The sequence below is a fragment of the Methylobacterium sp. CM6247 genome, assembly GCF_054817925.1.
This window is the reverse complement of the sequence record NZ_JBTXKX010000003.1, coordinates 4,963,877-4,981,621: the sequence shown is the minus strand read 5'-3', so window position 1 is coordinate 4,981,621 and position 17,745 is coordinate 4,963,877. Positions and strand designations below refer to the sequence as shown.

The 17,745-nt window shown below is 66.2% G+C and carries 19 protein-coding genes and 1 tRNA gene; 11 read left to right on the top strand and 9 right to left on the bottom strand.

Annotated elements, in window-relative coordinates; genetic code table 11:
* The first annotated feature begins 124 nt into the window (after positions 1-124).
* From ACYQOP_RS24635 to ACYQOP_RS24615, 5 genes are all read left to right on the top strand, one after another.
* Positions 125-883 carry an enoyl-CoA hydratase-related protein gene (locus ACYQOP_RS24635; protein WP_461224713.1) on the top strand — a complete coding sequence of 253 codons (759 nt, stop codon included), beginning with the start codon at positions 125-127 and terminating at the stop codon, positions 881-883.
* A 38-nt stretch (positions 884-921) separates the two neighbouring features.
* Entirely contained in the window at positions 922-1,731 is an 810-nt protein-coding gene (locus ACYQOP_RS24630) for an SDR family NAD(P)-dependent oxidoreductase (protein WP_461225462.1), read from the top strand.
* A 10-nt stretch (positions 1,732-1,741) separates the two neighbouring features.
* Complete coding sequence (locus ACYQOP_RS24625) at positions 1,742-2,608, top strand: SDR family oxidoreductase (RefSeq protein WP_461224711.1); 867 nt, start codon at positions 1,742-1,744, stop codon at positions 2,606-2,608.
* A gap of 10 nt (positions 2,609-2,618) precedes the next feature.
* Complete coding sequence (locus tag ACYQOP_RS24620) at positions 2,619-3,623, top strand: magnesium transporter CorA family protein (RefSeq protein WP_056430177.1); 1,005 nt, start codon at positions 2,619-2,621, stop codon at positions 3,621-3,623.
* An 85-nt stretch (positions 3,624-3,708) separates the two neighbouring features.
* Positions 3,709-4,470, top strand: a complete 762-nt coding sequence (locus tag ACYQOP_RS24615) for an SOS response-associated peptidase (protein ID WP_461224709.1) — start codon at positions 3,709-3,711, stop codon at positions 4,468-4,470.
* Between the two features lie 17 nt (positions 4,471-4,487).
* Here the strand turns inward: ACYQOP_RS24615 and ACYQOP_RS24610 are convergent, their stop codons facing one another.
* The 3 genes from ACYQOP_RS24610 to ACYQOP_RS24600 all read right to left on the bottom strand — a co-directional run bounded on the left by ACYQOP_RS24610 (position 4,488) and on the right by ACYQOP_RS24600 (position 6,840).
* Positions 4,488-4,643, bottom strand: coding sequence for a hypothetical protein (locus ACYQOP_RS24610; protein ID WP_311275329.1), 156 nt, complete (start codon positions 4,641-4,643; stop codon positions 4,488-4,490).
* 173 nt (positions 4,644-4,816) lie between these two features.
* Positions 4,817-6,082, bottom strand: a complete 1,266-nt coding sequence (locus ACYQOP_RS24605; protein WP_461224707.1) for a class I SAM-dependent RNA methyltransferase — start codon at positions 6,080-6,082, stop codon at positions 4,817-4,819.
* A gap of 11 nt (positions 6,083-6,093) precedes the next feature.
* The gene (locus ACYQOP_RS24600; protein ID WP_461224705.1) at positions 6,094-6,840 is read right to left on the bottom strand and encodes a TlyA family RNA methyltransferase; all 747 of its coding nucleotides are present in this window, start codon (positions 6,838-6,840) and stop codon (positions 6,094-6,096) included.
* Between the two features lie 209 nt (positions 6,841-7,049).
* On the opposite strand from ACYQOP_RS24600, the gene ACYQOP_RS24595 reads away from it, so the two are divergent.
* Positions 7,050-8,597 (top strand): CYTH and CHAD domain-containing protein, encoded by a 1,548-nt coding sequence (locus tag ACYQOP_RS24595; protein ID WP_461224703.1) that lies wholly within the window; start codon positions 7,050-7,052, stop codon positions 8,595-8,597.
* Between the two features lie 10 nt (positions 8,598-8,607).
* On the opposite strand, the gene rlmB is transcribed toward ACYQOP_RS24595, so the two are convergent.
* Positions 8,608-9,423, bottom strand: coding sequence for a 23S rRNA (guanosine(2251)-2'-O)-methyltransferase RlmB (gene rlmB, locus ACYQOP_RS24590; RefSeq protein WP_056430189.1), 816 nt, complete (start codon positions 9,421-9,423; stop codon positions 8,608-8,610).
* Between the two features lie 155 nt (positions 9,424-9,578).
* Here rlmB and ACYQOP_RS24585 point away from each other — a divergent pair.
* Positions 9,579-9,653, top strand: a tRNA-Glu gene (locus ACYQOP_RS24585).
* A gap of 148 nt (positions 9,654-9,801) precedes the next feature.
* Here ACYQOP_RS24585 and ACYQOP_RS24580 read toward each other — a convergent pair.
* The 3 genes from ACYQOP_RS24580 to ACYQOP_RS24570 form a co-directional block, all read right to left on the bottom strand.
* Positions 9,802-10,026 carry a hypothetical protein gene (locus tag ACYQOP_RS24580; RefSeq protein WP_056430194.1) on the bottom strand — a complete coding sequence of 75 codons (225 nt, stop codon included), beginning with the start codon at positions 10,024-10,026 and terminating at the stop codon, positions 9,802-9,804.
* A 212-nt stretch (positions 10,027-10,238) separates the two neighbouring features.
* The gene (locus ACYQOP_RS24575) at positions 10,239-11,003 is read right to left on the bottom strand and encodes a sigma-70 family RNA polymerase sigma factor (protein WP_461224701.1); all 765 of its coding nucleotides are present in this window, start codon (positions 11,001-11,003) and stop codon (positions 10,239-10,241) included.
* 257 nt (positions 11,004-11,260) lie between these two features.
* Positions 11,261-12,652: an aminotransferase-like domain-containing protein gene (locus ACYQOP_RS24570; RefSeq protein WP_461224699.1), complete on the bottom strand. Its 1,392-nt coding sequence runs from the start codon at positions 12,650-12,652 to the stop codon at positions 11,261-11,263.
* A 186-nt stretch (positions 12,653-12,838) separates the two neighbouring features.
* Between ACYQOP_RS24570 and ACYQOP_RS24565 the strand changes: the two genes are divergently transcribed.
* The 4 genes from ACYQOP_RS24565 to ACYQOP_RS24550 all read left to right on the top strand — a co-directional run bounded on the left by ACYQOP_RS24565 (position 12,839) and on the right by ACYQOP_RS24550 (position 15,909).
* Positions 12,839-13,243 (top strand): DUF983 domain-containing protein, encoded by a 405-nt coding sequence (locus tag ACYQOP_RS24565; protein WP_056430199.1) that lies wholly within the window; start codon positions 12,839-12,841, stop codon positions 13,241-13,243.
* 92 nt (positions 13,244-13,335) lie between these two features.
* Positions 13,336-14,754, top strand: a complete 1,419-nt coding sequence (locus ACYQOP_RS24560; protein WP_419951472.1) for a cytochrome ubiquinol oxidase subunit I — start codon at positions 13,336-13,338, stop codon at positions 14,752-14,754.
* A gap of 10 nt (positions 14,755-14,764) precedes the next feature.
* Entirely contained in the window at positions 14,765-15,772 is a 1,008-nt protein-coding gene (gene cydB, locus ACYQOP_RS24555; RefSeq protein WP_207410659.1) for a cytochrome d ubiquinol oxidase subunit II, read from the top strand.
* Positions 15,772-15,909 (top strand): DUF2474 domain-containing protein, encoded by a 138-nt coding sequence (locus ACYQOP_RS24550; RefSeq protein ID WP_082470398.1) that lies wholly within the window; start codon positions 15,772-15,774, stop codon positions 15,907-15,909. Before cydB ends, ACYQOP_RS24550 begins: the two co-directional genes overlap by 1 nt.
* A gap of 61 nt (positions 15,910-15,970) precedes the next feature.
* Here the strand turns inward: ACYQOP_RS24550 and ACYQOP_RS24545 are convergent, their stop codons facing one another.
* Together ACYQOP_RS24545 and ACYQOP_RS24540 are read right to left on the bottom strand one after the other, a co-directional pair.
* Positions 15,971-17,197 carry an extracellular catalytic domain type 1 short-chain-length polyhydroxyalkanoate depolymerase gene (locus ACYQOP_RS24545; RefSeq protein WP_461224696.1) on the bottom strand — a complete coding sequence of 409 codons (1,227 nt, stop codon included), beginning with the start codon at positions 17,195-17,197 and terminating at the stop codon, positions 15,971-15,973.
* A gap of 62 nt (positions 17,198-17,259) precedes the next feature.
* Positions 17,260-17,679 (bottom strand): CopG family transcriptional regulator, encoded by a 420-nt coding sequence (locus tag ACYQOP_RS24540; RefSeq protein ID WP_461224694.1) that lies wholly within the window; start codon positions 17,677-17,679, stop codon positions 17,260-17,262.
* Positions 17,680-17,745 lie beyond the last annotated feature (66 nt).

Genomic DNA, 17,745 nt, shown 5'->3' with positions numbered 1-17,745 from the left:
GGACGACCTCTCCGGACGGCGCGCTCCACTCTCCCGACCCGCATTCGCGGGCCACCCTCTCCCGCAGAGGGGAGAGGGACTAGCGGCCAGACGGGAGAGGGATCGCCGGAAAGCGAGGACACACATGACCGAGCACATCGCGATCCATGACACACCGGACGGCGTCCGCCTGATCCGTCTCGACCGGCCGGACAAGAAGAACGCGCTCACCGGCGCGATGTACGATGCCATGCGGGACGCGCTCGCGCAGGCGGATTCATCGGAGAGCATCGGCGCCATCGTTTTCGCCGGGGCGCCGGGCGCGTTCAGCGCCGGCAACGACCTCGCCGATTTCGTCGCGGGGGCGCGACGGCCTTTCACGGAAGCACCCGCCCTGCATTTCATCCGGCAGCTCGCCCGGACCGCCACGCCGATGGTAGCGGCGGTGGACGGGATCGCGGTGGGGATCGGCACGACGCTGACGCTGCATTGCGACCTCGTTTATGCCAGCCCTGCGGCGCGGTTCCGGATGCCGTTCGTAGAACTCGGCCTCGTGCCGGAGGCGGCCTCGTCCTATCTGCTTCCGCGACGGGTCGGGCTCCTGAAGGCCACCGAACTCCTGCTGTTGTCACAGCCCCTCGATGCCGACGAGGCTCGGAGGCTGGGTCTCGTCAACGATGTCGTCGCATCCGACCTTCTGGAGGATCACGCCATGGCCCAGGCCGCCCGCCTCGCCGGATTGCCACGGGGGGCGGTCGCGGCGACCCGCAAGCTCATCCGTGGCGACCAGGCCGACGTCGAGGCCACATTGGAAGCCGAGGCCGTGGCCTTCGAAGAACGCTTGCGAGCGCCCGAGGCGCAGGAAGCCTTCGCGCGCTTCCTCGGGAAAACGAATGCACCGTGAGCAGGAATGCGCCCGACCTGAGCAACGCGATCTGCCTCGTGGCCGGGGCTTCGCGCGGCGTCGGACGGGGCCTTGCACGTGGATTGGGCGAAGCCGGCGCCACGGTGATCGTCACGGCACGATCGAGCGAGACGGGGCCTCGCACCGAGGGTAGGCCGGAGACGATCGAGGATACGGCCCGTGCGGTCGATGCCGCAGGCGGCCACGGCCATCATTACATCTGCGACCATACCAGCGAGCGGGAGGTGGATCGCCTCGTCCAATGGGCTTTGCGCCGCTTCGGGCGGATCGATGTCGCGGTCTCCAGCGTCTGGGGCGGCAATGAGGGTTTCGACGGCGAGCGCTACGCCGATGGAGTAGAATGGGGCACCCCGTTCTGGCGACGCTCCGTGGAGCCGATCTCGTCCTTCTTCGAAACCGGCCCATTACCGGCCCTGCTCCTGGCGCGTGCGGTCGCACCCGCCATGGTCTCTGCGAAACGGGGGCTGATCGCGTTCGCCTCGTTCGATACGCAGCCCGGCTATCTGGGCGACGTGTTCTACGACCTCGCCAAGGCGACGACGAACCGTCTCGCTTATGCCTGCGCCCAGGACCTCGCACCCTATCGCGTGACGGTGCTGGGGCTCTCGCCGGGTTTCGTCGGCACGGAGCGAGCCCGCGACAACGGCCATGCCGACCGGGCAACCGAAAGCCCGCTCTATGCCGGCCGTGCCCTGGCGGCCCTGGCCGCCGATCCCATCGTCCATGCCCGTACCGGGCACATCCTCCATGCAGGCGATCTCGCCGCTGAATACGGCTTCACCGATCTAGACGGCACGCAGCCGCCGCGCTTTCAAATTGGACCATGAGGAAACGGGCATGACGGATTTGAACTCCCTGGCGGGAAAGACCCTGTTCATCACCGGGGCCTCGCGCGGCATCGGCCTCGCCATCGGCCTGCGCGCCGCGCGCGACGGCGCCAACGTCGCCATCGCCGCGAAGACGGAGACGCCGCATCCCAAGCTCGAAGGCACCATCCATACGGCGGCGGCGGCCATCGAGGCGGCAGGCGGTCGGGCCCTGCCGCTCCTCGTCGACGTGCGCGACGAGGCCAGTGTCGCCGCAGCGATCGCGCGGACGGCAGAAACCTTCGGGGGGATCGATATCGTCGTGAACAATGCGAGCGCGATTTCGCTCACCCGTACGCCGCAGACGGAGATGAAGCGCTTCGATCTGATGCACCAGATCAACACCCGCGGCACCTACATGGTCTCGAAATACGCGATCCCCCACCTGGAGAAGGCAGAGAACCCGCACATCCTGATGCTGTCGCCGCCCCTCGACATGGCGGAGAAGTGGTTCGCGCCGCATCTCGCCTACACGATGGCGAAGTTCGGCATGTCGCTCTGCGTACTCGGCCTCGCCGGCGAATTGCGTCGCCAGGGCATCGCCGTGAACGCCCTTTGGCCTCGCACAACCATCGCGACGGCTGCCGTACGAAATCTCCTCGGCGGCGAGGCGCTGATCCAGGCGAGCCGCAAACCGGAGATCATGGCGGATGCCGCCCGTGCGCTGTTTCTCAAGCCTTCCCGCGAGGTCACCGGCCGCTTCCTCATCGACGACAGCTTCCTCGCCGAGCAAGGTGTCACGGACTTCACACAATACCGCGTCACACCCGGTATACCCCTTGCGCCGGACTTCTTCGTGCCGGATGCGAACACACCGCCTTCCGGGGCCCTCGCCTGAGACGTAACGCGTGATTTTCATCCATCAGCCGATCGCCGGCCCCGGGCACATCCTGCTCGATCGCCGTCCCCTCGAACTGCAGGACCCCATTCCCGACGAGACCGTCTGGCTCGACATGATCCGCCCGACGCGGGAGGAAGACCTCAAGGTCGAGGCCTTCATGGGCATCTCGGTGCCGACCCGCGAGGAGATGAAGGACATCGAGCCCTCCGAACTCCTCTATGTGGAGGACGGGGCGCGTTACATGACGGGGCGCGTGCTGAGCAAGGTCAGCGACGCGGACGAACCGGGGCTCGCCGGCATTACCTTCATCCTGCGCGGCAACCGCCTCGTCACGGTGCGCTACGAGGAGCCGCAGGCCTTCCGCATGTACACCCAGCGGGCCGGCCGCTCGACCGGCAACGGGCCCTCCGCCGCTCCGTCGGGCGAGACGATCCTCGCCGGGCTGATCGAGACCGTGATCGACCGAGCGGCGGACGTGCTTCAGCTCCAGGGCGAGCGGATCGACCGGCTCTCGGGCAAGATCTTCGAGGAGAAAGAGGACCCATCGGCCCGCAACACCGCCCTGCAGGACACGCTCCGGGCACTCGGACGCCTGGGTGATCTGATCTCGAAGCAGCGCGAGAGCCTGGTCTCCATGGAGCGCATTCTGCTGTCGCTTTCGGCGACCTACCGCACCACCAAGGCGCCGCGAGAGTTGCGCGAAGACGTCCGCTCGACCCTGCGCGATCTGCAGTCGCTGGAGGAGCACGCGACCTTCCTCTCGTCCAAAATCCAGTTCCTGCTGGACGCGACGCTGGGCCTCGTCAATCTCGAGCAGAACAACATCATCAAGCTGTTTTCGGTGATGGCGGTGGTGTTCATGCCGCCGACGCTGATCGCCTCGATCTACGGCATGAACTTCAAGGCGATGCCGGAGCTCGACTGGAACTTCGGCTATCCCATGGCCGTGGTGATGATGGTGGTGGCCGCTGTACTGCCGTACGTATTCTTTCGCTGGAAGAAATGGCTGTAGGGCAGGATGGATCTCATGCGTCCCTGGAGCGTCGGCACCGCTCATCGGGCTCGTCCTGCACTGGACGGCTGGCGAAGGTAAGCACATGTGCGGCCGCTTCCTCATCCAACAGGATCCGAACGTCTTCCGGGCGTTCTACGGCTATGCCGAGCAGCCGAACTTCCCGCCGCGCTACAACGTGGCGCCGACACAGCCGGTGCCGATCGTGTTGGCGGAACGCCGAGAACGGCACTTCCGGCTTGTACGCTGGGGCTTCCTGCCGAGCTGGCTGAAAGACCCGAAGGGCTTTCCGCTCATCATCAACGCGCGCGTCGAGACGGTGCTGGAGAAGGCGACGTTCCGCGGGGCTATCCGCCACCGCCGCTGCGTCTTCCTCTCTGATGGATTCTACGAATGGCGCCGGGAGGGAACCGGCAAGACCATGACGCGGACGCCCTACATGATCCGTCGGGCGGACGGGGCGCCGATGGCTTTCGCGGGCGTGTGGGAGAACTGGCTCGGGGCCGACGGGTCCGAGATCGACACCGCCGCCATCGTCACCACGGGCGCCAACGGCACCATGGCGGCGGTCCATGACCGTATGCCCGCCATCTTGTCGCCCGATGCCATCGAGCCCTGGCTCGACCATCTCGGCACAGGACCGGAAGAGGCGGCCGCGCTGTGCCGGCCATGCCCCGACGAGTGGCTAACCCTCGATCCGGTCAGTGCGCGGGTCAATGACGCCCGCAATGAGGGCGCGGACCTCGCCGTCCCGGTCGGTCGTGCCGGACCGGCCCCGATCGCGAACATTCCACCGAAAGACCGCCCGCGATCCAGCGATGAGGATGCTCAAGGAACCCTGTTCTGATCGGGACCCGAGAATGCTCAGTTCCGGGGAGCGGAAGAGGCGCGCTCTTCGGCACCATTGCGGTAGTCGCTATAGACATCGAGCAGGGCCCAACCAGCGGTCAGGAGGGAGAAACCGGCAATGGCCGTGACGAGGGCTGCGGAAACCAGCATCTTTGCGGTGAAGACGTCCACGACGAAGAATCCTGAATGGGGTGAGGTTTGGCTCCCGCTAACGTGGCGATGAGAGCCCCCGCCGACCATGGGATTCTGAGCGAGGCTGCCATGACCTCACAGCCCCCTGCCATGTGCCGCAGCGCACTGCGCCTTGGGATCGAGGTGGCCGACCGCCCATCGGTGACCGGTTCTTACCTCAGCGACGGCCTGCGCTTGGCGACATCCTTCCGGAACACGCCCACCATTTCGAGATGGCTCGAATATTTGAACTGGTCGACAGGAACGACCCGTTCGAGTCGATAGCCCCCCTCGATCAGGGTCGCGGCGTCGCGCGCGAACGAGCCGATGTCGCACGCGACCCCGATGACCAGGGGGATTTTCGCCTCCGCGATGCGTTTGGCCTGGGCCTGCGCGCCGGCGCGCGGCGGATCGAACACCACGGCATCGTAGGTTTCGAGTTCGATAGGGAGAAGTGGCCGGCGGAAAAGGTCGCGCGTTTCGCTCGTGATCCGGCGCAGACCGGGTGTCGACCGAAACGCCCGGTCGAGGCTGGCGATCGCCGCGGCCTCACCCTCTACAGCATGGACATCCCGTGTACGGGCCATGGCGAGAGTGAACGGGCCGGCCCCGGCGAACAGATCGACGACGCGCTTCACACGCTTGTCCAGGGCCGCGACCACGAGTTCGGCGAGCATGGCCTCGCCGGCCTCCGTCGCCTGCAGGAATCCTCCCGGCGGAGGCACGAGGCGGGCCCCGCTGGTGGTGATCGCGGGCGCGCGACGCTCCACCACGATATCGCCGTGAAGGGACAGGCGCGCGAGGTCGAGTTCGCCCGCCAGCCGCACCAGCGTGGCGCGCAGGCCTTCACTAACCGGGCCATGGCCGCGCAGGTCGACATCGAGGCCGGCTTCGGTGGCCGTGAAGGCGACGTCGAGGGGTTTGCGCCCATGACCGAGGGGAGCACTCAGTGCCCGCGCGACGGCGGGCGCACGGTGCAGCTGCTCGACCGTGATCGGGCAATGATCGATCGCCACGAGGGCGTGGCTGCGCGCCTCCATCAACCCGGCGACGCCCTTGCCGTCGCTCTCGCGCACATGGAGGGTGAGCCGGCGGCGGCCCGATCCATGCGCATCGCGGGTCGGCTCGCACGGAACCTCGATTCCGGCCTGAGCCAGGCCCTGCGCGAGGTTGCCCCGCTTCCAGGCGGCGTAGGGCTCGGGCGCCAGATGCTGGACCGCGCAACCGCCGCAGGTTCCGAAATAGCCGCAGAACGGGTCGATCCGGTCCGGGGAGGGAGTCTCGACTGCGACGAGCGAGACCCGCGTCCCATCGCGGCGAACCGAGACGCGCTCGCCGGGCAGGGCATAGGGCACGATGGTGCCATCCGTCGCCATGCCATCCCCGCGCTGTCCGAGACGCGCGATCTCGAGGGTGGAAAGGTTCGATTGTTCGGTCATGGTCCTATCCGTCATGGGCGCACCTGAGAGCGTGCCCCGATGAGGAACTCGCGATTGCCGTCGCCACCGGCGACGGGGGAGGGGATGAGGCCGAGGACCGACAGGCCGAGATCGGCGACGAGGTTCGTCACCTCCTCGCAGACCGCCTGGTGGACGGCCTCGTCGCGCACGATGCCGCCACGCCCGACCCGGTCGCGCCCCGCCTCGAATTGAGGTTTGATCAAGGCGGCCAATGCCGCGCCCGGTGCCATGAGCGGCACGATTGCGGGCAGGACAAGGCGAAGGGCAATGAAGCTCACATCGATCGCCACGAGGGACGGCGCAAGCGGAATCGTGATCGCATCGAGACCGCGCACGTCCTGGCCCTCGAGACTGGTCACGCGCGGATCGCCGCGGAGAGAGGCGTGGAGCTGATCCCGGCCGACATCGACCGCATAGACGTGCCGAGCGCCCGCCCGCAGCAGCGCATCGGTGAATCCTCCCGTGGAAGCGCCGACATCGAGACAGATAAGGTCCGCCGGATCGAACCCGAACGCGTCCAGCGCAGCCTGCAGCTTCAGCCCTCCGCGCGAGACGAAGGGATGGGGAGCGCTCGCCACGATACGCGCCCACCGGTCGATCCTGTCCGAGGCACGGGTGACGGGACGGTCGTCTGCGGTGACGAGACCCGCCTCAATCGCCGCCTGGGCCTTCGCCCGACTCTCGAAATGGCCATTCTCGACCAGGAGCCGATCGGCCCTTACCCGGTCTACCGTCATCGAACCCTTACGATCCCGTGCCTATGATCCTGCGCGCCGGACCGAAGCCCGATTCATCGGGCCATCCCGCCTCAGCTACGGGATTTCTCACGTTTGTCCATCCGGCAGCGGCATAGCGCGCTTGCGCGGCCCGGGAAGCACGGGGATGATCCACAACCGGTCCTCGGGCGTTGGCACTCGTCACACCGGACCAGAGAACAGGACGACCGATGGTTACCCCGAGGGAAATCGAGCTGAAGTTGGATTGCGGCGCCGCCGAATTGCTGGAACTGGCGCGCCACCCGCTCCTCGCCGTCGAGGGGCCGACCGACCCGGAATTCCTCTCCGCCACCTATTACGACACGGCCGAGCGGGCGCTCCACCGCCAGGGAATAACCCTGCGGGTGCGGAGGCACGGGGAGCGCCATGTCCAGACGGTGAAGGCCGCCTCGTCGGCGGCCGGCTTGTTCGACCGGTCGGAATGGGAATGGGCCGTGGACGGCCCGACCCCGGACCTGTCGCTCATCGACGATACACCGGTCCCGGACGTGCTCGGCAGCGCGTCCGCGCCCGACCTCAATGCCGTCGTCACCACCGTGATCGAGCGCAGCACCCGCGCCGTGGCCCATGGAACCTCGCGCATCTCGGCGACCCTCGACCAAGGCAGGGTCGAGACGCCGGACGGGGACGCTCCCATCTGGGAGCTCGAACTCGAACTGATCGAGGGCGATCCGGCCGACCTGTTCTCCCTCGCCCAAACCCTTGCAGAGACGGTGCCGCTGCGCCTCGGCGTCCTGTCGAAGAGCGAGCGTGGTTTCAGGATCCTCAGCGGCACGTTGCGCCGGCCGAGCAAGGCCGGATCGGTCAAGCTGAGCCCGGACGGGTCGGCGGCGGAGGCGTTCCGTGCCATCGCCATCGCCTGCCTCACCCATCTGCGGCTCAACGAGGATGTCTTCCTCAAGACGCGCGACCCGGAGGGTCTGCATCAGATCCGCGTCGCCCTGCGACGCCTTCGCTCGGCCTTCACCCTGTTCAAGCCGATCCTCGCGAGCGATCCCGCCGCGACCCATCTGCGCCAGGAGATCAAGCGCGTCACCGAGCCGTTCGGGCATGCCCGCAACCTCGACGTCTTCCTCAGCGAGACCCTGGCCGGCGAGATGACCCGCAGGCCGGACGAAGCGGGGCTCGACGATCTACGAATCCGCCTCGAAGCCGAACGCGACCGCGCCTACGGGACCGTGTTCGCGATCCTCGAATCGCAAGCCTGGCGCAGCCTGATTCTCGACCTCTCCGCCTGGATCGAAACCGGGCCGTGGCGGGGCGACGGGAAGCGGGAGCCGGTCTCGGCCCGCGACCATGCCGAAGCGACGCTCGACAAGGCCCGCCGGCGTATCCGCAAACGCGGCCGGCATCTCCATCGCATCGATGCGGAAGCCCGCCACGAGGTCCGCATCGAAGCCAAGAAGCTGCGCTACGGTGCCGAGTTCTTCGCCTCGCTCTACGCGGAGAAGTCAGCGCAGAAGCGTCACAAGGCCTTCGTCGCGGCCCTCTCGGACCTGCAGGATCACCTCGGCGCGCTGAACGACCTCGCCACCGCACACTCCGTACTGGCGAGCTTGGCCGACACCGGAAACGGTGAGACGGCCGGCGTCGACGGGCGGGCGCTGTTCGCCGCCGGCCTCACCGCCGCCGACGGAGAGGCCCGCACGGGCCAACTGCTCAAGGCGGCGGAGAAGGCGCACGAGGCGCTTCTCGATGTGAAGCCGTTCTGGCGCTGAGACCGAAGCGTCAGCCGCCGCGAACGCTCAGGGCATAGAGCGTGATCGCGGCGGCGTTCGATACGTTGATGCTGCGGATTTCGCCGCTGAACGGAATACGGGCCAGGACGTCGCAATTGTCCCGCGTGCGCTGGCGCAGGCCTTTGCCCTCGGCTCCGAGCACGATCACCGCCGGCCGTTTCGGCCCGACGGAATCGAGGGTGGCCTCTCCCTCCGAATCGAGACCGATGCGGGTGAAGCCGCGCTTGCCGAGATCGATGAGCGCATCCGACAGGTTGCGTACGATCACGAGCGGCACGTGTTCGAGCCCGCCCGAGGCGGATTTCGCCAGCACACCCGTGGCGGTGGGCGAGTGCCGCGCCGTGGTGATGATGCCCGCGACGCCGAAGGCGGCGGCGGTGCGGACGATGGCGCCGACATTATGCGGGTCGGTGATCTGGTCGAGTGCCAACAGCAGCGCATCGTCCGGCAGGTCGTCGAGATCCGGGCCGGGGAGGGGATCGGCTTCCAGATAGAGGCCCTGATGCACGGCATCGGGCCCGAGCAAGGCGTTGATGGCGTTGGGGCGCACGAGTTCGGCGTCGATCCTGAGCTGACCCAGCTCCTCGGTCAGGCGCGCCAAGGCGTTCTCGGTGGCGAGAAGCCGATGCAGGCCACGGCCCTCATTCGCCAACGCCTGCGACACCGGGTGCCATCCATAGAGCACGACGTGATCGCCGCTGACACCGCGGGGCCCGGAAGAGGGCGGCCCATGCCGAAACCGGTCGCGCTGGCCGCCCGGCCGGCTGGTGCGGGGCCCGCCCGGCCCATCGCGTCGCGTATTCATGGTGTTATCCACTGCCTGAAGGCACGACAGAGACGCCGCGCGGGTGCTGAGAAGCGACAAAGCGACCGCCATGCCGTTCGTCAAGCGTGAAACACCGCGAAACACCGGTTGCCCTGCCGGGGGAAGCCGCCTATAGAACCCTCGCTCTCGAGCAAGCGCCCTTCGTCTATCGGTTAGGACGTCAGCCTTTCACGCTGAAAAGGCGGGTTCGATTCCCGCAGGGCGCGCCAACACATCGAGATGCTCAGCCATGTCGACGACTTGTTGGCGCGACAGCTTTCTGGCTTCCACATTCATGCAGAGTCCGGACGTCGGCAAAACCCCGTCCCGATGCATATCCTGATGGCCGCGAGAGTTGGCCGAACAGGATCGCCAGTCTCAGATCAGTTCGAGCTCGCGTGAGACATCGGTGAGGTAAAAGGCGATCCGGCGCGCGGCTTCTGGATCGTGGCAGGTCACGGTGAAGCCGACGCTGAGCACGTTCCCCTTGTAGAAGGCGAGCAGGGACTCGGCCTTCAGGGCGACCTCCCGCTCCGTGAACGCGACGAGGCTGCGGCGTCCATCGGGTGCGAAGATATCGACGCGATACGGTGCTGTTGTCATCGGCTATCCTTCGACCGTTATCGTGAAACGGCGAATGGAACGGAACGTCGATCCCGCCAGAAAGTATCCGTCACTCTCGGCGACTATGTTCGAGGTCAGTCGCCGTTCATGTCAGCTCTGCCGTCAAGACAACCTACCTCTCGTGCGCGGCTCTGTCCCACAACCGGTCCTCAGACCGGTCGCGGTTAACTACGCATCCCGTCCCGCTGCATTCAGGCGCCGAGACCGATCTGTACCGCCGCGGGTTCGAGACTGTCGCTGGCGATCTGGCCCATGGGCGTCTTCTGGTGCACGTCCATTCCGAGAGATCCCACCAGTGACGACCGTGCGCGGCTCACCCGGCTCTTCATGGTACCGACCTGACAGCCGATGAGCTCAGCGGCGGCCTCGTATGTCATGCCCTGGGCCGCGACGAGGATCAGGGCCTCCCGCTGCGACGGCGGCAATTTGCCGAGATGCTGCCAGACCCGCTTGAGGTCGCTGCTCGCCTCCTGGGCTGCCGGCGCGGCGACCTGTGCGGCCATGGCCCCATCCGCGTCCTCGACCTCCCGCTTCCGCTTGCGGCACTCCGTATAGAAATGGTTACGCAGGATGGTGCAGAGCCAGGCCATCAGGTTGCTGCCGGGCTCGAACCGGTGCCGGTTCTGCCATGCTCTCAGGAGCGTCTCCTGTACGAGGTCGTCCGCCGTCGCCGCGTTGATGGCCAGCGACAGGGCGAAGGCCCTCAGACCCGGCAGCGCGGTGAGTAGATCGGCGCTGAAGGCAGCGTAAGCCGCGGCGTCACGCCCCGTAGAAGCCTGGGTGAGGCGCGCAACCAGATCCAACAGGGCCGGCGGCTGCTCCTCGGCGAGAATGCAGGCGTAGAACGCCCTCAGTTCGGCACCGAGATGGACCCGCGCCGCGTCCGGTATCTTTGCCCCGGCAGGACGCTCCGAGGGCTGAGCCTCAGAGCCATGCGCTTGCCTCGAAGCCGTCATTCCCAGATCGCGAGCGCCCATCCATTCCCCCTTTGCCCATGCTATGCCCCATGCGCTGGGCGCATTTGGCAATGCCTGCGGGATGTTTTGGCAAAGGAAAGCTGAACGTTGGCTAAAGGAGTTCTAAACTGAGCGACAAAACCACGCTGTCTCACCGCTTCGGGGATCGATGAGACGCCCATTCTCGGCCCTGGGCATCAAGGAGTAGCGCGGGCGGGAATGCCCGAACGCCCCGACCGATGCTTGCATGACTCGTCTCAGACAATGCTCGTGATGGCACCGGGCGGATGCGCCAACAGGTTCGCCAGAAGGCTGAGACCGTAGCGCAAAGCCTCGCCATCGGGGGCGGCCCCGAGGGAAACGCGGATCGCATCGGGTGCCGGGCCGACCGCGAAGGCATCACTCAGAATCACGGACAACCCGAGCTGGCGGGCATGAGCGCCGAATTCTCCGCGTTGCCAGGGTGGCGGCAATGGCAGCCAGAGGTGATGCCCGCAGGGATGGGCATAGACAACGAGGCCCCGCAGGGCCTCCCGCGCCACGGCCTGACGATGTCCATTCTCGTGCCGGATGGCAGCGACGATGGAATCGAGATCCCCATTGGCGATCCAATGGGAAGCGAGGGCGGCGGCGAGCGGCGAGGCCATCATGCTGATGGCGCGTAGCTCGGCGGCGAGGCGAACCGCTTCGTTCGTGCCGGGTACGGCGACATAAGCGATGCGCAGACCCGGGCTGACGCATTTAGACAGGGTCGCGATATGCCAGGTGATGTCGCCCGCGAATGACGCGAAGGGAGCCGGGGCATCGGGTGGTAGGGCGCCATAGGCGTCATCCTCGATGATCGCGACACCGTGGGTTCGGGCGATCTCGGCGATCCTTTCGCGTCGATGCGTCGGGATCGTTGCGGTGGTCGGGTTGTCGAGGGTCGGCACCAGATAGAGGGCGCGCGGACGGTGGAGACGACAGCATTCGAGGAACGCGTCCGGGAGGATACCCTCGCCATCGGCTGACACGGGAAGCAGACGAGCCCCACGCCGCTCGGCCGCCATGCGGAGCCCCGGATAGGTCAGGATCGGGACGCAGAGGGCATCGCCGGGTTTCAGCACCACGGTGAGGATCGCGGCGAGCGACGCCTGCGCACCGCCGGCGACGATGACACGCTGGACCGGCACCGGCCCCAGACGGCGACCGAGCCAATCCGCCCCGGCGGCGCGATCCGCGAGGTTTCCGGCACTGTCCTGGTACTGCATCCGGTCGAGGAACCCCGCCGACGCGGAAAGCCGCGACAGACCGCTCTCCATACGCTCCGCGAGCCGGGCCGCCGCCGGCTGGGGCGGCATGTTCATACTGAAATCGACGCTGCCGGACGGGTCGGCGGTCGCGGCCTTCGCCAGCGACGGCGAGGCGGCGCGAATGAAGCTTCCCCGCCCGGCGGACGCATCGATCAGGCCCGTCCGCCGCGCTTCGTTGAAGGCCCGCGTGACAGTGGTGAGATCGACGTTGAGATGTTTGGCCAAGCTGCGCTGAGGCGGCAACCGCGTCCCCGGAGGAAGCCGTCCCGAGCGAATATCCTCTGCCAGGATTCTGACGATGGCCAAATATTTCGGCCCCTCCTCGTCCCGTATCGTTGGATTCCACGCCTCCATCATTGCCTCTCGCGACACAGTTTTGTATGCATACACGCAGCATACATAGTTAGGCGACTCATACGAGTTCCGTGACGATATGTCCGGTTTATAGGATGTTTGTATGGATATCTAGACCATACAATCAGCTTCGCTGATCCGCATCTCCGCCGCTCGTCAGGATGGCACCGCGAAACAAGGACATCGAGAATGCACAGGACGACAGATCAATCGCTCCTCTCCGTGGGCCTTCGCTGCCGTTGCCCCCGTTGCGGCGAGGGACGGCTCTTCGATGGCTTCATCACCCTGAAGCCGAACTGCGAAGCCTGCGGACTCGATTACGGTTTTGCCGACCCGGCGGACGGGCCGGCTTTCTTCATCATGATGTCGATGGCATTCCCCGTCACGGCTTTCGGCATCTGGCTGGAACTCTCCTACGATCCCCCGCTCTGGATCCATGCGGTGGTCACGCTGCCGCTGCTTCTCCTGGCCTGCGTTCCGATCATCCGCCCTCTCAAGGGTCTCTTCATCGCGAGCCAATACATCAACAAAGCCGAGGAAGGACGCTTCGCCGTCCGGGTCGCGCCAAAAGCGGAGCCGGGGACCGGCCGTTGAGCGTGATGACGCAATGGGGCAGGGTTGGTCCCGCAGACTGAGCTGCCGAGTCGTTTCCTGCCCGTTCCCAGCAACCATTCAGGTTGATCGACATGCTGTCGGACTTTGACGCTCTCCTCCTGGCGAGGATCCAATTCGGATTCACGGTGGCGTTCCACATCGTGTTCCCCGCCTTTTCCATCGGACTCGCGAGTTACCTCGCGGTTCTGGAGGGGCTCTGGCTGGCGACCGGGCGGCAGGTCTTCCTCGATCTGTTCAAGTACTGGATCAAGATTTTCGCCATCGCCTTCGCCATGGGCGTCGTGTCCGGTCTGGTCATGTCCTACCAGTTCGGCACGAACTGGTCGGTCTTCTCGGACAAGACGGGACCGGTGCTCGGACCGCTGATGGCCTACGAGGTGCTCTCCGCCTTCTTCCTCGAAGCCGGGTTCCTCGGCGTGATGCTGTTCGGCATGTCCAAGGTCGGGCCGAAACTGCATTTCTTCGCGACCCTCATGGTGGCGATCGGGACCTTCTTCTCGGCCTTCTGGATCCTGTCGGTGAATTCCTGGATGCACACGCCGCAAGGCTACGGCATCAACGCCGCCGGGCAGTTCGTGCCGGAGGATTGGTGGGCGATCGTCTTCAACCCCTCCTTCCCGTACCGCCTCGTGCACATGGTGCTGGCCGCCTACCTGACGACGTCCCTCGTCGTCGGCGCGGTGGGAGCCTGGCACCTGTTGCGCGACCGGTACAATCTCGGCGCGCGCACGATGTTCTCGATGGCGATGTGGATGGCCGCCATCGTCGCGCCGCTCCAGATCCTGGCGGGCGACGCTCACGGGCTGAACACCCTGGAGCATCAGCCCGCCAAGGTCATGGCGATGGAAGGGCATTTCGAGAGCCATCCGGACGGCGCTCCCCTCATCCTGTTCGGACTGCCGAACCAAGAAGCGGGCCGGGTCGACTACGAGGTCTCGATCCCCAAACTGTCCTCGCTGATCCTGAAACACGGATTGAACGAGCCGTTGAAGGGCCTCGACACCGTGGACCGCAAGAACTGGCCGCCGGTTCCGGTGGTGTTCTGGTCCTTCCGGGTCATGATCGGCCTTGGAATGCTGATGCTGCTTCTCGGCGTCTGCAGCCTGTTCGCGCGGTACAGGAAGGCCCTCTACGATTGGAAGCCTCTGCACCGCTTCGCCGTCGCCATGGGGCCGGCAGGTTTCGTCGCCGTCTTAGCCGGTTGGATCACCACCGAGGTGGGGCGGCAGCCCTTCACGGTCTACGGCCTGCTTCGAACGGCCGAATCCGCCTCGCCCCTGTCGGCGCCGGCGGTCGGCTCCTCGCTCGTCGCGTTCGTACTGATCTATTTCGCGGTCTTCGGGATGGGGATCCTCTACATCCTGCACCTGATGGCGAAATCCCCGCATCTCGGCGAGCACGGGATCGAGCCCGGAACACCGATCCGCACCGCCGGCATCACCCCAGCGACTTCGGTCAATCCCGACCGCTCCCTCCAGCCGGCCGAGTGAGGACATCACCATGCTCGCGAGCATCGATCTGACCGTCGTCTGGGCCTTCATCATCGCCTTCGCGGTCTTCGCGTACATCGTCATGGACGGGTTCGACCTGGGCCTCGGCATCCTGTTCCCGGCCTTCAAGCCGGGGCAGGAGCGCGACACCGCCATGAACTCCGTCGCTCCGGTCTGGGACGGCAACGAGACTTGGCTGGTCCTCGGCGGGGGAGGCCTGTTCGCTGCCTTTCCGCTCGCCTACGCGGTCATCATGCCGGCCCTCTATGCGCCGATCATCGCCATGCTGCTCGGTCTGATCTTTCGCGGCGTCGCCTTCGAGTTCCGGTGGCGCGACCCCCGGCACCGGGCCCTGTGGGACGTCGCCTTCACCGGCGGATCGGTGGTGGCGACCTTCGCCCAGGGCATCGCCCTCGGGGCTCTGTTACAGGGTATCAAAGTCGAGGGCAGGGCCTATGCCGGCGGATGGTGGGATTGGCTGTCGCCCTTCAGCATCCTCGTCGGCCTCGGTCTCGTCTGCGGCTATGCGCTCCTGGGGGCGACCTGGCTCGTCATGCGCACGGAAGGGTCGCTGCAGGAACGCGCCCGCACGCTTTCGCTCTGGCTCGGCGCGGCGACCATCGCCTCCGTTGCGGCTGTCAGCGCCGCCACGCCGTTCCTGAAAGGCCAGTATTGGGAGCGCTGGTTCTCGATGCCGAACGTCCTGCTCACGGCGCAGGTGCCGATCCTCGTGGTCCTGGCCTCGTTCCTGTTCTTCCATCTCCTCAGAAAAGGTGCCGAGACGGCACCGTTCCTCCTGTCCCTCGGCCTGTTCCTGCTGTCTTTCGCCGGTCTCGGGATCAGCATCTTCCCGGACATCGTGCCGGGGCGCATCACGATCTGGGAGGCGGCATCCCCGCATGCCAGTCAGGTCTTCCTCCTCGCCGGCGCGTCGATACTGATCCCCATCATCCTGGCCTATACGGCCTACTCGTACTGGGTCTTTCGCGGGAAGGTCGACGCATCGGGGTACCATTGATGGTCGATGGCTCGTCCCCCGGAGGTCCGCCCCCGCTGTGGCGGCGGCTCCTCTGGTTCGCGGCGATCTGGGCGGCGAGCATCGTCGCCCTCGGCATCGTCGCATTCGGCCTGCGCACCTGGCTGAAGGCGGGCTAGGGCGGGAAACCCGACCCTCAGTACGCTGCCTGAGGGTCAGTGACGTGAGACGGGGTGCGGATCATGACGGGCTCTTGGTGTGCGTCATGAAGAACCGCACCATCTCCCGGCTGGCATCGGGCCCGCGTGGATCGGTGTAGCTTCCGTCCCTGCTTCCACCCGACCAGGCATGGCCGGCACCATGCAGCGCCCAATGCTCGAGCATCGGCCGTCCGGCATCATCCGCCCGGACGGTACGGGTGAAGGCCATCCCCTCCGTGGATTCACCCTGGTTCACGGTTTGGGAGAGCGCCGCGTTTGGCATGGCGAGAGCAAAGACCTGCTCGCCGTTGATTGGCTTCACCGTCTTGTCCGCATCCCCGTGGAAGACGATGGTGGGTATGCCCGGGCCGTCCTTCCGCGCCTTGACGGTGCCGCCGCCATTCATGGCCGCGAATGCGCCGGGCATGTCGGTGGCTGCTCCGCACGGCAACCCGGAATGGACGCCGACGGCTGCAAACACATCCGGATATGTCGCGGCCATGATCGCGGCCGCCGCCCCGCCGGCCGACAGGCCAGCCGCATAGACCCGGTTCGGATCGGCCGAGAACTCCCTCACCACCTCCAGCGCAATCCCGGAGATCAGGGACGGTTCGCCGCTTCCGCGTTGCTGGTCGCCGGCATTGAACCAGTTCCAGCACTTCTGCATGTTGGCCGATTGCGGCTGGCCGGGATACGCTACGACGAAGGTCTGCTCCTCGGCCAAAGCGTTCATGCGGGTCCCCAGAGCGAAATCGTCCGGGTTCTGGGTGCATCCGTGCAGCATGATCACGACCGGAAGCGCTTGGCCCTCGTAGCCGCTCGGGACATACACCTTGTAGGTCCGGCTGCCCGCCGCGTTGGCGAAACTCCGCTCCTCGAACCGCGCTCCTGCCGGAACCTCGACCGTCGCCCCGCGGGAGGATCTCGTTCCACCTCCGATATCGGGCATGCCTTTCCCGAAATCGGGCATATCGCCCATCTTCGGAAAGCGCTCGCGCAGGGCTCGGATCGTCTCGGCGAGGCCGGGGCGTGCAGAGGCTTGGCCCGCCGAGTGCGCCGCATGGTCGGTGGCAGTTGGGCCGGCGGCGGGGGCCGTCCAGGCGCCGCCGTGGAAAGCGGGCGCCACCATGTCGATGGTCTCGCCGGCCACCTCGTCGCTCGCCGGCGGTACGGATTGTCCCTGCAGCAGGGCCATCGCCTCGCTCAGTTGTCCGGCACGGGTGAGACGGGTCACCTCGGCCATGTCGATCTTGGGATAAGCTTTCATCATCATGATCCTGGCGGCGTTGGGGCTGTGGAACGACGATCCACGCGAGTCTCTGCGAGGGGTCAGGCGATACGGTCGGCCAAAGCCGCCTTGACGTCGGGACTTGCCTGGAAGGCACCGAGAACCTGCACGGAGGCGATGGCCTGTCGGGCCAGTTCGGGAGTCACATCGAACGCGATGCTCGCGAGGCCGAGCACCTGAATATGCAACGGGGAGCCCGCATCCCGCGCGGCTTCGAGGTCGCGGGCGGTATAGTGCGACAGGCCGAGGCTGAGCTGCTTACGGGCGACCGATTGCTTCACCGCATCGCCCTGACGTTCGAGCTGATTGCGCACCGCCGTCCGGATGAAATCGGCACGGTTGGCATAGAATCCATCCCGAACCAGTAGGTCGATCTGCCCGAGATCGACGAAGCCGAGATTGAGGGTCAGCTTCTCGCTGTCCGGCACTTTCGGGCGTACCTCACGAACTCGATCCACCATACCGACCATCCCATAACCATCCCATTGGATGGTCTACAGATGGCTATCGATGAGATCGGTGCAAGG

Bases quoted from the DNA above. Each gene is read 5' to 3' on its own strand.
- ACYQOP_RS24635 (WP_461224713.1), top strand. From the start codon at position 125: ATGACCGAGCACATCGCGATCCATGACACACCGGACGGCGTCCGCCTG.
- ACYQOP_RS24625 (WP_461224711.1), top strand. From the start codon at position 1,742: ATGACGGATTTGAACTCCCTGGCGGGAAAGACCCTGTTCATCACCGGG.
- ACYQOP_RS24615 (WP_461224709.1), top strand. From the start codon at position 3,709: ATGTGCGGCCGCTTCCTCATCCAACAGGATCCGAACGTCTTCCGGGCG.
- ACYQOP_RS24605 (WP_461224707.1), bottom strand. From the start codon at position 6,082: ATGACCGAACAATCGAACCTTTCCACCCTCGAGATCGCGCGTCTCGGA.
- ACYQOP_RS24600 (WP_461224705.1), bottom strand. From the start codon at position 6,840: ATGACGGTAGACCGGGTAAGGGCCGATCGGCTCCTGGTCGAGAATGGC.
- ACYQOP_RS24595 (WP_461224703.1), top strand. From the start codon at position 7,050: ATGGTTACCCCGAGGGAAATCGAGCTGAAGTTGGATTGCGGCGCCGCC.
- rlmB (WP_056430189.1), bottom strand. From the start codon at position 9,423: ATGAATACGCGACGCGATGGGCCGGGCGGGCCCCGCACCAGCCGGCCG.
- ACYQOP_RS24580 (WP_056430194.1), bottom strand. From the start codon at position 10,026: ATGACAACAGCACCGTATCGCGTCGATATCTTCGCACCCGATGGACGC.
- ACYQOP_RS24575 (WP_461224701.1), bottom strand. From the start codon at position 11,003: ATGACGGCTTCGAGGCAAGCGCATGGCTCTGAGGCTCAGCCCTCGGAG.
- ACYQOP_RS24570 (WP_461224699.1), bottom strand. From the start codon at position 12,652: ATGATGGAGGCGTGGAATCCAACGATACGGGACGAGGAGGGGCCGAAA.
- ACYQOP_RS24565 (WP_056430199.1), top strand. From the start codon at position 12,839: ATGCACAGGACGACAGATCAATCGCTCCTCTCCGTGGGCCTTCGCTGC.
- ACYQOP_RS24560 (WP_419951472.1), top strand. From the start codon at position 13,336: ATGCTGTCGGACTTTGACGCTCTCCTCCTGGCGAGGATCCAATTCGGA.
- cydB (WP_207410659.1), top strand. From the start codon at position 14,765: ATGCTCGCGAGCATCGATCTGACCGTCGTCTGGGCCTTCATCATCGCC.
- ACYQOP_RS24550 (WP_082470398.1), top strand. From the start codon at position 15,772: ATGGTCGATGGCTCGTCCCCCGGAGGTCCGCCCCCGCTGTGGCGGCGG.
- ACYQOP_RS24545 (WP_461224696.1), bottom strand. From the start codon at position 17,197: ATGAAAGCTTATCCCAAGATCGACATGGCCGAGGTGACCCGTCTCACC.
- ACYQOP_RS24540 (WP_461224694.1), bottom strand. From the start codon at position 17,679: ATGGTGGATCGAGTTCGTGAGGTACGCCCGAAAGTGCCGGACAGCGAG.